This window comes from Myxococcus llanfairpwllgwyngyllgogerychwyrndrobwllllantysiliogogogochensis (assembly GCF_006636215.1).
Lineage (GTDB): Bacteria > Myxococcota > Myxococcia > Myxococcales > Myxococcaceae > Myxococcus > Myxococcus llanfairpwllgwyngyllgogerychwyrndrobwllllantysiliogogogochensis.
This window is the reverse complement of record NZ_VIFM01000308.1, coordinates 1-12,696: the sequence shown is the minus strand read 5'-3', so window position 1 is coordinate 12,696 and position 12,696 is coordinate 1. Positions and strand designations below refer to the sequence as shown.

Here is a 12,696-nt window from a genome sequence, read left to right as displayed (position 1 = left end):
CTCATGGTGCGGGTGCATGCCTACCTCGCTGCTCGCAACGCCCAACGCTCTGCCAGTCCATCCCTGCGCCGAGCCGACCTCAGGCGTGCCGTCTGAGGCCGTTCGAGAATCACGAACTCTGGTTTAGAGCGAGTGGAGCGCGGACGGGCCCGTGTCGTCTCCGGGCCCGTCGGCTCCGGTGGAGACGCTTTCGCGCGAGGAATACCCCTCCACGGACGGCGTTCAATCGAGGCTGCGCCACGAATCCACTGGCAGCCGCGGCCTGCCACGCGCACGCGCCAGGGAGGGCACGAATGGAAACTCGCCCACCAGGGGCAGCCCCGCGTGTTCAGCCAGGGTCATCAACGCCAGTCCCTCGACCGACACCTGCGCGACCGTGGCCCAGCGCTCCTCGGAGATCTTCTCCCGCTGCAGGAGGCGGTCCTGACGGGCCCGCTCCGCGACAAGGAACGTCTCCAATGCCCGCGCCACTTCTTCCCCATCTCCCTTCAGGAGGGCGTGGCAGAGCGGGAGGCGGAGGTCCTCCGAGCCCTGCAGCACCTGCTCGTAATCCGCCAGGAGCTCCACCAACCGCGCATCCGTCTCCCCGAGGAAGAAACGACTCATCAGGAAATGGACGTAGAGAAAGTCCTCTTTGTACTCCATCCCTTGTTGCCAGGTGCGTCTGGCGCGTCTGGCAATCTCCCGGGCGCCATCGAGGTCCTGAGCGGCCAGGGCGTCGAAGAACGGCGCCGAGCGGCTCGTCACCCACTGGGACTCCGGCACCTTCTCCATGAGCGACAGGTAGGCGCGGCCACTCTTGTAGAGGCACGCATGCAGCGCCTCCGCATCACCGTAGAGGAGGAAGCGACCAATCCCGCGAATCCGATAGTTCTCGCAGAAGGTCAAGACCTGCTGAAGACTCGCCTTCGCATCCAGGGCCTTCAACAACTCCGCGTTGTCGGACCGGGCATTGCTGACAAACACCTGGAGGAACTTGGAAGACATGCGGCTCAGGCCTCCGCGCTGACGACGAATGCACCGACCCAGCCATGCTCCGAGCTGGATACCACCAGGCTTCGGGAGCTGGACGCGTACTTGCGAAGAAATGACCGGACCGCCACGCAGAGGGCCACGGCACCACTCGCGGCGCCGGTATCCCCCAGGGAGGTGCCGGAGATGACCAGGCGATGAGACTCATCCAACCGGTCGCCGAGCCTCACACGTGCGTGGCCCCATTCCGAGGCCCGCCAGACCTCGCCATTGAGGTCGCTCAGGATGTCTCCTTGGAAGGCGCCCGTGGGCCCCGGCGCCTTCGTGAGCACGTCGACGATGGTGTCCGCCAGCACCTGCCCGACCCTCGGCCGCTGGGTCACGAACAGGTCCTGCTCCTGTCCCACCGAGGCGGCGCTCACGGAGGCCTGGGGCGTGATGCCCCTCCTGCGCGCGGACAGGGGGGACTCCACCAGGATGCATGCCGCGGCCTCGCCCGGCATCAGGCCGACCGGCACGTCAGGAGACTTCAACCTCCGGTGAGACTGCAGCCACTCCAGGCTGAGCATGTCCAGATAGGAGTCCATGGCCACGATGAGGAAGCGATCGACGGCGGAGCGGGACAGCTGCCGCGAGGCATACTGGAGCGCCGCCGCCATGCCCGCGTGTCCCTGGTGGATGGCGTGACAGTCGCTGACGAGCGGAAGCTCCAGGGCCTTCTTCAGTTGCAGGCAGAAGGTACTCGTCAACACGTCGGGCCTCAGCTGGCGTGCCTCCATGAAGCGGGACTCATCCAAGACAGGCCCCACCCAGATGAGTCCCGTCCGCCGCCAGAAGTCCGAGTCCTCGCGACCCGGCACCTGCCCGAGCGACAGCAGGTCGTCCACCCCTCCTCGCGCGAGTCGAATCCACCTGCCCACGGGCCCGAACCCGTCGGTGAAGCCTTGGATGGGATGGCCCATCAACGGCACGCGCTCCTGACTCTCCTCGTCGAGGACGGGGAAGTAGACGAGCTGCCGGGGCCGCGTGAGGCCCGCCCGGAGCGACGCGCAGGCCTGGACGACGTCCAGCCCCACGCTGGTGACCATTCCCAGTCCTGTAATCGAGAGCACCACGCATGCCTCCCAGGCCGCCCCCGGGCCGTCAGCCCTGTCCCGACAAGCGGAGCGGTGTCAGCAGGACGTTGGTGAACCCCCGCGCCTCGACGGCCTGGACGAAGCGCTCATCCACGACATATTTGCTGGGCTTCTTGTCGATCCGGAACAGCGCGGCGGCCTGCCCCACCTTCTTGTCATCCAGCACGAACTCCGCGATGTCGATGACACTCCCCTCTTCACCATAGGTGACGCCACTGGCCTGCTCGTCGAGACAGTCGAGCGCACCGATGGGATTGATGATGAAGTAATCCTTGCTGTAGAGCCGCTCGCGGTGGTCATACAAGTCGAAGGGGAGATATTCGATATCGCAGCCCGCGCAGAGCTGCTCGAACACCGTCTTCACCTCGGATGAGGCGATGAGGTAGTTCTCCGTGTTCCCCAGCACGGAAGAGAGCTTGATGCCTGGGTTCTCTTCGCGCAGGAAGATCTTGGCCTCCGCGGGGTAGAAAGCCTTGGCTGGCCGGCCCTTGGTCATCAGGAAACGGCGCAGGCCAATCCCCTTGGGAGGATCATCAATCAGGCAAAGATCGCGGTCGTTGAGGTCTCCGACCGTCGACAACAGGAAATACTTCATTCACTTCCCTCCGGGGTGAGCACCACCGTGTCTCAACTGGCGCTCTGCTGCTTGAAAAGCTCCTTCGCCATATGGTCGAGCGCGTCCACCCCGTCCTCGCCGGCCTGCTTGATGGAGCCATAGAGGCGATTGGACAGGGCAATGAGCTTGTCCTTGAAGTCCTTGTACTTGGGGGCCTCGTGATCGACCAGGTCCTCGAGGTTGTCGGCGAGCAGCGCCTTCAGCTCGCTCTTGACATGATCACTGTAGACACCGTGATACATCTTGGGCAGCGTCCGGTGTCGGGGCAGGCGCATGACCCGCGCGACGGTCGCGTCGAGGGGGAGCATGATCATGTTGTCCATATGGTTGAGATTGTAGCCCGCGGTGAGCAGCCCACCCCGGACCACCGTGACCAGCTCCGGCGAGCCCCCTTCATCCGGGTTGCCCAGGTAATCACTGATGGTGGTGCTCAGGGTCGAATTCGGGATGACGTGATGCGCCTCGTGGAAGTAGGGCACGTCGCAGTGGGTGTCGAAGTTCCCGGCCTTGACGTCCCAATCGCCCTTCTGGGGCTTGCCGGCTTCCGCCTCGCGTCCCTGGAAGAAGACCTGGATTGTGCCCGGCATGTCCTTGTAGCGAGGCCAGTTATACAGCCCGTCGTCACTCTGGGCCTTCTTCGTGGCCTGCCAGATGTGGCTGCAGGAGTTGTTCGGCTTGCGGGACTCGTGTCGATTCAGACACTTCCCGCCTTCCGTGCCACCCGCGGTGTGGTGGTCGAGCTTGTTTTCGATATCTCGTGTGTGTCTTTCCTCGGACATGACGCACCCTCCACGAAATCAGGCTTTCCCTGCATCCATCATCGCGAAAGCTCAGGGAAACGACAAGGTCGACCTGGACTCTCAGTGAAGTAGCCCCTGGAGAGGACGGCGTCCTCGGTTCCGCGCCCTGGGACCAGCGTGGGCGCCCATCGGAGCGCGCCCTCCCGGACCCGGCCCGCGGCAGCCCGCCCCACTGTCAGACCTGACTGCTAATACTACTTTATCGCGACTTCACCAGCACGACCCGAGTCGGCCGGAACGGCTGACTCCGCGCAGCAGGCCCTATCACCCAGGAGCATGAGTCCATGCGCTGTCCTGTCACGGATTGGTATCGCAGTCCCATCGCCTTCGCTGTCACGCTCACCCTCTTCTCGACGGGGGCACTCGCCCGCCCGAGGAGTCCCCCGCCCGCCGAGTCTTCCTGGAAGTCCCACGGGCTGGAACACACCCATCAACGCATCCGGCCCGACCAGCGTGAGCCGGATGTCTCCCCCGAGGAACTGCACCAAGAGCGAGTCCCTGTCACATCTTCACGGGCCCTGCTGGTCGCCTGTGACACGGCGGCCTTCGCATCAGCCAGTGGCACCGGGCTCGTCACGCTGGTGAAGGGCTCCACGGCGGAGTGTCTCAACACGCTGTTCGGTGTCACGGGAACGCAGGCCGGCCAGGTCTTCGCCGAGAGCAAGATGGTCACCGTCGCCAATGCGCTCACGGTCAACGCCCAACAGTACGTGGGCAACAACACCGCCCAGACGCTCCAGCTCATCCTGTTCCTGCGCGCCGGCTACTACGTGCAGTTCTACCAGTCGGGCTCGGTGGGCAGCTACGGCACCACGCTGCGCAACGCCATCCGCCCGGCGCTCGCGGCCTTCGTCGCCAACAGCCACTTCACGGACAACAACGACGCGCACGGCGCGGTGCTGCAGGAGTTCGTCACCCTCATCGACAGCGCGGGAGAGACCGCCTGGCACCTGGGCACCCTGCGGGGCCTGCTGGACCGCTTCAATGACACCACCGTGGCCTCCACATACATGCGCGGCGCCACCAACAGCGTCTTCAACGGCATCTATCGGGGTCAATTCAACACGGACTTCGTCGCGGCCGTGCGGGCGGACATGTCCCTCATCGACTCGCTCGACTCCTTCATCACCCGCACCGAGCACCTGCTGGCCACGTCCAACCAATACCTCACCGTCAACGCGGCGCGAGAGATGGCTCGCTTCGTCCAGCACTCCGGAACCCTCCAGAACAAGACGCGCCCCCTGGTGAAGGCGGTCATTGACAACCACTCGATGACGGGCCCCACCGCGGGCCTCTGGGTGGGCTCGGCGGAGATGGTCGAGTTCTACGATGGAGCCAACTGCGCCTACTACGGTGTCTGCGACTTCCGGCGGACGCTGGAGCAGACGGTGCTCGGCATCACCCATACGTGTGGCCCCACGCTGCGCATGCGCGTGCAGGACATGACGGCCCCACAGCTCACGCAGAGCTGCGACCAGGTCGCCACGCAGGAGTCCTCCTTCCACGACACGCTGAAGACCCACCGCGTGCCCGTGGCGAGCGACAACAACACGTCCCTGGAGATGGTCGTCTTCGACAGTCGGTTCGACTACCAGACGTACGGCGGCGTGTTGTTCGGCATCAACACCAACAATGGCGGCATGTACCTGGAGGGAAACCCCGCCGCCTCCGGCAATCAGGCCCGCTTCATCGCCTACGAGGCGGAGTGGCTGCGGCCCGCCTTTGAAATCTGGAACCTGCGGCACGAATACATCCACTACCTGGACGGCCGCTTCAACATGAAGGACGACTTCACCACGAGCATCAGCCAGCCCACCGTCTGGTGGATCGAAGGCCTGGCTGAGTACATCTCCAAGAAAAGCGACAATGCCAGCGCGGTGGCGCTGGGCCGGGGCAAGACCTTCCAGCTCAGCCAGATCCTCCGCAATGACTACAACAGCAGCACCGACCGCGTGTACTCGTGGGGCTATCTGGCGACGCGCTTCATGTTCGAGCGCCACTCAGACCAGGTGGACACCTTCGTCGAACAGTTCCGCGCGGGCAACTACAGCACCTATCGCCAGTCCCTGGATGCATTGGGCACGGCGAACGACGTGGAGTTCCACCAGTGGATCGACTGCGTCGCGACAGCCACGGACCCGAGCATCTGCATCCCACCCGGTTCCGGACCCGGCCCCACCCCGCCCTGCACGGCTTCCAACCCCATGGGACTGGACAACGGCTGCTATCGGGGCCCGCTCGCCTCCACCGGCAGCGTGCACTACTTCTATCTCTACGTGCCCCCCGGAGCGAGCAACCTGCGCCTCAAGGCAAGCGGCGGCACCGGCAACGCGGACCTGTACGCCCGCGCCGGCACGTGGCCCACGACGACGGTGTACGACTACCGGCCCTACCTCCCGGGCAATGACGAGACGGTGGAAATCGCCTCACCCGCGACCGGAGGCTATTACTACCTCATGCTCGTGGCCCGCCCGGCCTACGCAGACGTGAAGTTGGAGGCCCACTTCGACAGGGCGCCCTGACGAGGAAAGGACAGACTCCCAGGTGGGCGTGAAGCCACCTGGGAGTCCCTCCAGCCGCAGCACGCCTGGGCGCGGGAAGTCACCGAGGCGTGAAAGGTGCGCGAGGACGATGGCGCAGGAGACGGCTCGCCATCTCATCTGGCACGGACGAGGGGGCTCCTTCATCAATGTCTCATCCATCCTCGGCAGCGTGGTGCAGGGAGGACTGCCCGCGTAGTGCGCCTCGAAGGCGGGCGTCAATCACCTGACCCGTGCACTCGCCATCGACCTGGCGCCCCACGGCATCCGGGTCAACGCGCTGGCGCCCGGCTACTTCGAGACGAATATCAACCGGGAGTTCCTCGCCACCGCGGAGGGCCGGGCCATGGTGGACCAGCCACCTCGAGGAGCTGGATGGGCCCCTGTTGCTGCTTGCCTCGGAGTCCTCTCGCTACATGATAGGGAGCGTGCTCCCCGTGGATGGTGGTTACACCAACGTCTCCGCGGCATAGGGGTGAGTGGCTCCCCGCGCCGCAACGCTCACTTCGCGCCGGGCACCGCCCGCGCGACGAGCATGGGGCGGTAGGTCGCCCGGTACGCCCAGGCCAGATAGAGGTGGAGGGCCAGGACGACGACGGTCATCACGATGCCGGTCGGGGCGAGGAAGGCATGGAATGCGACGATGTTGACGACGACGGGCGCGAGGAGGGCCAGCGCCAGCGGCACGAAGCGGTTCGTCAGCAGCAGCAAGCCCACGAGCACCTCGGTGCCCTTGATGAGCGGCATCATGTAACCCGACTTCATGAACGCCATGCTGAGCGCCATGGCGCCTTCGGGAATGGGCTCGGAAGGCGGCGGGATGAAGTTCAGGAAGCCGTTCAGCCCGAAGACGAAGAAGAGGAGCCCCAACAGGACCCTCGCAACGGTTGGAAGGTTGCGAGCAAACGACTTCGTGTCCTGGCCCGCTCCGGTGACCTCTGCGTTCAGCGTCGTTCCCGTTCCCATGGCGTACTCCTCCTCGGTGTCACTTCAGGTCTGGTGGCAAGGCTCCTGGACCGTCCCGGGGGCGCTGCCTCTACCCTCGCGACGAACGGCCTTCCGGGAGATCGACACGGCGGCGATTTCATCCAGGTGCCCTCGGCGTCGAGGTCTGCCCTTGCATGCGTGAATCCCCCGGGGTTCAGTGAGGGGTCATGGCCTTCGCCCCGTGGCTGCCCGTGCTTGTCACCCTTCACTCCGTGCCACCCGCCGCCGCACGCGCCGAGCCTGCGCCTGCCGCCTTCTCGAGCTGGTTCGACGCGCGAGCGAAGGAGGAGCAGCCAAAGGTCCTGACGCGATACCAGGTGGACCTCGACGGTGATGGGCGCGAGGACGAGGTGGTCTGCTATTCCCTGGTGAAAAGCGACGAAACGAGGCGCGGGGATGGAGCCCCGGTCACGCTGGTGGGGCTGGCCAGCGGAGAGCACTTCGCGATGAACACAGGCGTGGGATTGGACGTCGAACTGGGCTGCCCGTCCCCCACCCCGGAAGCGTCAAACACGGGCAAACCGGTCCTGCTGCTGCCACGAACCGGGATGAGAAGTTCGTCATCGGTGTCGCTGCGCTTCGACCGGAATGGCCCGTTGCTCGTGGCGAGCCACGTGACGACATATTCCAGTTCGAACCGCATGGACCTGCTGACCCAGCGCGCCCAGACCTACAACTACACGGCGCCGACCTCGGAGGATCAGGACCCCGAGGGGAATGAGACCCGGTGGGAAGGCCCGGCGCAGGTGGTGACGGACCTGGAGTCGACGGTGCTTCCGACTCCGGGAAAGGTCACCTGGGGCCAGAAGAACTGGAAGGGACTCGAGGATGCGGACCTGACGGTGAGCCTGCGTCGCCGGGGCGACCTGATGGTGGTCAGTGTCCGGCTGAAGGATGACAAGACAGTCGTTGCCGCAGATGCCAGTCCCAAGGCCATCCTCGCGGCGGACCACCTCGAGCTGCGCTGGTCGGAGTGGGGCACCACCAAGCGCATGGAGAATCGACCGGTGGAGCTGGGGGTCGCGCGCAACGCGTTGGGGGTGCCCGTGGCCACGTGGTTCAAGCCTCCCAAGAAAAAGGACACGCCACCACCGACGATTCGGTGGACCTCCCCGGAGGCCATCGAGGTGGAGCTGCCCCTGGACTGGTTCATGCCGCCGCCCGCGAAGCGCACCTATTACGATCCAATGACCTATATGCCCTGGTTCTCGGTGTTCTTCTCCGATGGAGATGGGAAGGGTCAGGAGACGCTGGTGAATGTCTTCCCCAAGGTGCTCTTCGTCGCCGAGCCGGGGCGCCCCTTTCCCACGGTGGAGCAGAACGTCCAGCCGTGGGCGCGGGTGGAAGCCGGCGCCACGCTGCTCATGCTCACGCAATGATGGAGACGGAGCCGCGAGGGCCTTCCCCCGTCAGGGACCGACGACCGCCAGGGCGCTGCGTTCGAAGTCGATGACCCGCCGGGCCACGTCACGCACGTGGTCGGCCGTCACCTCGGAGACCCGCTGCGCGTAGTGCTGGAAGTTCTCCTGTCCGACCCCGAGACACCCATCCATCGCCAGCATCGCCGCACGAGCGGCGTTGCGCTGCAGCCCCAGCTCATGCGTGCCGATGAGGTGCTGGCGCGCCCGCTCCAGTTCCTCTTCGCTCACCCGTTCGTCCCTCACCCGCTCCAGCTCGGAACGGATGGCCACCAGCGCCGCTGTCACCTTCTCCGGGCTCGTCCCCATGTAGATGGCGAAGTAGCCAGGGTCCACGCCTTCCATGCTGTAGCTGTTCACGCTGTAGGCCATGGCGCGTTTGTCACGCAGTTCGCCGAACAATCGCCCGCCCTGCCCCGCGAGCAGCGTGCTGAGCACCTTCAAGGCGTGGCGCCATGTATCGGTCACCCGTGCCCCCATGAAGCCCAGCGCCAGATGGGTCAAGGAGCGCGCGAGCACCTGCCTGTGCTCGCGAGGCGACTCCGGAAGCGGCTCTGGCGCCACGGGTGGCGGTGCGGCCAGCGCTCCCGAAGCGTCGCCGAACAGCTCATGCGCTCGCGCCAGCACCTCCTCCGCGCGCACGTCCCCCACCACGCTCAGCACCATCTGCGCGGGGTTCATGTAGGCCGCATGCCAGGCACGCAGCGACTCGGGGCCCAGTCGCGCCACCGCGCGGCTCTCCCCTGACACCGGCAACCGGTAGGGATGCGTGCGGTAGAGCGTGCTCGCGAGGACATCGAACACCCGGCCCTCGGGCTTGCCATCGCGAGTGCCCAGCTCCCTGGACAAGTTCCCGCGTTCGCGAGCCACCTCACTCTCGGAGAACAGCGGGGCGCGCAGGCAGTCCGCGAAGAGACGAAACGCGGGCTGGAAGTGGCGTGACAGGAACTCGCCGCGAAGCTCCACCAGGTTGCGCCCATGGGCCCCCTGGAGCGAGCCCGCCATGGCGGTGACCCGCCGCACAACCTCCTGTGCATCGCGAGTGGCCGTGCCACGCGTGAGGCAGCGACCCAGCAACGTGGTGAGCCCGTTGGTCTCCGCGGTCTCGTAACGCACGCCGCCCGCGAAGCAGGCTCGCATCGCGACGAGCGGCACCGCGCGCGATTCCAGCACCAACACCCGTGCCCCCGAAGGCAGTCGCGACTCCACCACCCCTTGAGCCGTCTCGGTCGTCTTGCGCCTCACGAGCCGAGGCAGCGGCGCTGGCCCTTCACGCACCGAGGCTGGCACGCGCCCCCGTGACGCACCGTCGTGCGCGGCCCGCATCAACAACGCCTCCGCCCGTTCGGTGGAGAAGTCGCAACCCTGGGGGAGCAGCCCCGTGAGGACAGCCCGGTCGAAGCGCAGGTAGCGCTCCGCCACCTCGTGCAATCGCTCCGGAGTGAGCCGAGCGATGGCCTCGTGGTAGCGCGCCTCCGCCTCCAGGCCGCCCAGCATGAACTGGTAATAGCCCAGCCGCCGCGCCAGCTCCTGCACCTCCTCGCGCTGTTGCACGGCCCGCGCCTCGAAGTGGGCCTGCAACATCGCCAGCTCCTCGGCGGGCACCGGCTCCGCGCGCAGCCGGGCCAGCACCCGCAGCTCCTCCTCCACCGCGTCCGCGACCTGGTTCGGCGCGAGCGTGAACCGGAGGGAGAAGAGCCCGGGGTCCAAGGGCGTATAGGACGAGGACTCCAGCGCCCTGACGAGGCCCTGTCTCCGTTTGCATTCCCGGATGACCCGCGAGCGCTCTCCCTGCCCCGTCAGCAGCGCCAGCACGTCCAGCGCCGGCACGTCCGGATGAGCGACGTCCGGGATGGAGAAGCCCAGATGCAGCCATGCCTCCTTCGCGCCATCTTCTCGCAGACATATCCGCGGCGCGGTGCGCTCCGGCTCGGCGGGACGCGGCATCGGCCCCGAGTGGTGCTGCCCCCAGTCACCGCCAAAGAGTTCGTCCACCCATTCGCGCAGCCGCGACTCGTCGAAGTCGCCCGCGAGACTGAGCACCAGGTTTCGCGGGGTGTAGTGCCGCGCGTAGAACTCGAGCACCCGCTCCTGGGTGAAGTCGCGCACGCTCGCGGCCGTGCCAATCACGGGGCGTCCGTAGGGATGCTGGGGGTAGGCGGTGGTGAACAACTGTCGCGAGGCCCGGCGCGCGGGGAGGTCCTCGTTGCGTTTGATCTCCTCGCACACCACCTCGATTTCTCGCGCCAGCTCTCCCGCGTCGAACGAGGAGCCACGCACCGCGTCCGCGAGGATGTCCAGCCCCAGTCGGGCGAACCGACTGGCGATGACGACATGGAAGACGGTCTGGTCGTAGCTGGTCCAGGCGTTGATCTGCCCACCATGGGCCTCCACCGTGCGAGCGATATCCCCGGGTGCCCGACGCGATGTCCCCTTGAAGAGCATGTGCTCATGCAGATGGGCCAGACCCAACTGGTCGGGCCGCTCGTCCGCGCTGCCGGCCCGGACCCAGACCTGGAAGGCGACAGCGCGTGCGGTGTCTCGTCGCTCGAAGACGACGGTGAGCCCATTGTCCAGCGTGTACGTTTGAGCCGTCAGGGTCCTAACCTCCCACCATGGCCTGGCGCTTGAGCAACAGGCGACGGCGCCACGCGAGCCCCAGCGCCAGCGCGGTCCCCGACAGCAGGGCGAAGGCGAAGCTCACCGCGAAGGCCCGGGGGATGCCCAGCGAAGTCCCCAGCGTTCCGCCCAGGAGCGCGCCCAGCATCGTCGAGACCTCGGGCATCAGGCTGATGACGGCCATGACCCGGGCGAGCGCGTTGGAGGGCACCTGCCGGGGGACCTCCGCGAAGAGCGTGATGAGCAGGAGCGAGGCGCCGAAGCTGCCCATCAACTCGTAGTTCAGGCACGCCACCAGTCCCAGCGCCCCGGGCCGGGCCAGCGGCAGCAACGCGAACGAGCCGGTGAGCAGGGCCACTGCCACCGCCACGGTCCACTGCGCTCCCAGGCGCCGGTGGAAGGTCCCCACGAGAAGGCTGGCGACGATGCCCCCCACGGAGCCCACCCCGACGATGGGACCGATGAGCGACGGCGACATGCCCAGGTCCCCGGACATGAAGAGGACCAGCAGCGCGGAGACCACGCCATTGGCCAGACAGAGATACCCGACGATGACGAGCCCCAGGCCCAGGAAGGGCCGCTGGAGCAGCAGCGAGAATCCCAGGGTGAGCCCCTTCAGGCTCGCCGTGTTCCTCGCCGGGACATGCTGCGGCTTGCGGGGGACCCGCACGGCCACGGTCAGCAGCGCGGCCACCGCGAAGGAGGCCGCGTCCACGAGCAGCGCCACGGGCGCCGAGAGCACGGAGACGAGCAGGCCCCCCAGGCTGCGCCCCGAGACGTCCGCCAGGTTGCGCGTCACGCTGAACCGGCCATTGGCCTCCACCAGCTGCCCGTCCCCCACCACCGCGGGGAGGATGGGCGCGGCGAACATCCCGCCAATGGCGCTCACCGAGGTCAGACAAAAAGCCATCCCCAGGAGCAACCCGAAGCTCAACAGGCCCATCCACCAGAGCAACGGAATGGAGGCGATGAGCAGGCTGCTCGTCAGGCTGCACGCCACCAGGACGGGCACCTGACGCGAGCTCGCATCAGCCCACGCCGCGGCGGGGAGCCGCAGCAGCAGGGTCGGCGCAATCTCCACGGCCATCAGCAACCCCATCTGCTGGGGCGTGAGGTTCAGGATGGTCACCGCGACGAGCGGCAGCGCCACCTTGGTCACCGCCGAGCCCGTCAACGTGACGGTCTGCGCCGCCCACAGCCGCAGGAAGGTGGCGTTGCGCCAGAGACCGGGCGGAGGGCCCGGGCTCATCCCGCCCGCTGGGTCCGCGTGGAGGCCTTCAGGCGATCCGGCAGCGGACACACCTCCCGCATCTCCTCGTCGCCGGTCAACCCGCAGCAGTTCCCGTCGATGTCCTCGTTGAAGACCAGCTTGGGGTGAGGCACCTGTGAGGGTTTGAGATTCAGCAGGTCCAACGGCACCTGGTCGTCATCCACCCACACCTGCCCGCCCGGGGAGATGAGGTCCATGTGGATGGGCGAGTAGTAGTCCAGGACATGGATGCTCTGGTTGTGCTGGCCAAAACCCAGGTGCACGCCCGGATGACGTTCGTTGATGTGAGAGTTCATGGAGATGAACTCCCCCAGCCCTCCGTTCGTCCCGAACCCCAC

At 66.6% G+C, this 12,696-nt stretch carries 10 protein-coding genes and 1 pseudogene; 3 read left to right on the top strand and 8 right to left on the bottom strand.

Features of this window, described 5'->3' with window-relative positions; all coding sequences use genetic code 11:
• Positions 1–222: 222 nt before the first annotated feature.
• The 4 genes from FJV41_RS42780 to FJV41_RS42765 are packed head-to-tail and all read right to left on the bottom strand — an operon-like array spanning position 223 to position 3,503.
• Positions 223–987, bottom strand: a complete 765-nt coding sequence (locus tag FJV41_RS42780) for an Imm49 family immunity protein (RefSeq protein WP_141648390.1) — start codon at positions 985–987, stop codon at positions 223–225.
• A 5-nt stretch (positions 988–992) separates the two neighbouring features.
• On the bottom strand, positions 993–2,087 hold the full coding sequence (locus FJV41_RS42775; protein ID WP_141648389.1) for a hypothetical protein: 1,095 nt from the start codon (positions 2,085–2,087) through the stop codon (positions 993–995).
• Positions 2,088–2,115: 28 nt separating this feature from the next.
• Complete coding sequence (locus FJV41_RS42770; RefSeq protein WP_141648388.1) at positions 2,116–2,703, bottom strand: imm11 family protein; 588 nt, start codon at positions 2,701–2,703, stop codon at positions 2,116–2,118.
• Positions 2,704–2,735: 32 nt separating this feature from the next.
• Complete coding sequence (locus FJV41_RS42765; protein WP_141648387.1) at positions 2,736–3,503, bottom strand: AHH domain-containing protein; 768 nt, start codon at positions 3,501–3,503, stop codon at positions 2,736–2,738.
• Between the two features lie 305 nt (positions 3,504–3,808).
• On the opposite strand from FJV41_RS42765, the gene FJV41_RS42760 reads away from it, so the two are divergent.
• Both FJV41_RS42760 and FJV41_RS55040 read left to right on the top strand, forming a co-directional pair.
• A complete protein-coding gene (locus tag FJV41_RS42760) occupies positions 3,809–6,046 on the top strand; it encodes a M9 family metallopeptidase (RefSeq protein ID WP_141648386.1) in 2,238 nt (745 codons plus the stop codon).
• Between the two features lie 229 nt (positions 6,047–6,275).
• A pseudogene (locus FJV41_RS55040) lies at positions 6,276–6,611 on the top strand (SDR family oxidoreductase); the annotation flags it as partial.
• Here FJV41_RS55040 and FJV41_RS42750 read toward each other — a convergent pair.
• Positions 6,566–7,030, bottom strand: a complete 465-nt coding sequence (locus FJV41_RS42750) for a DoxX family membrane protein (RefSeq protein ID WP_141648385.1) — start codon at positions 7,028–7,030, stop codon at positions 6,566–6,568. The pseudogene FJV41_RS55040 and the gene FJV41_RS42750 sit on opposite strands and share 46 nt — an antisense overlap.
• Before the next feature lie 188 nt (positions 7,031–7,218).
• Between FJV41_RS42750 and FJV41_RS52740 the strand changes: the two genes are divergently transcribed.
• The gene (locus tag FJV41_RS52740; protein ID WP_181791323.1) at positions 7,219–8,430 is read left to right on the top strand and encodes a hypothetical protein; all 1,212 of its coding nucleotides are present in this window, start codon (positions 7,219–7,221) and stop codon (positions 8,428–8,430) included.
• A gap of 30 nt (positions 8,431–8,460) precedes the next feature.
• Here FJV41_RS52740 and FJV41_RS42740 read toward each other — a convergent pair whose 3' ends face one another.
• The 3 genes from FJV41_RS42740 to FJV41_RS42730 form a co-directional block, all read right to left on the bottom strand.
• Positions 8,461–11,067 (bottom strand): M16 family metallopeptidase, encoded by a 2,607-nt coding sequence (locus tag FJV41_RS42740; protein ID WP_141648384.1) that lies wholly within the window; start codon positions 11,065–11,067, stop codon positions 8,461–8,463.
• A gap of 4 nt (positions 11,068–11,071) precedes the next feature.
• The gene (locus tag FJV41_RS42735; protein WP_141648383.1) at positions 11,072–12,337 is read right to left on the bottom strand and encodes an MFS transporter; all 1,266 of its coding nucleotides are present in this window, start codon (positions 12,335–12,337) and stop codon (positions 11,072–11,074) included.
• On the bottom strand, positions 12,334–12,696 hold a 363-nt coding region (locus FJV41_RS42730; protein WP_220137943.1), incomplete at its 5' end, for a hypothetical protein. The genes FJV41_RS42735 and FJV41_RS42730, both read right to left, overlap by 4 nt.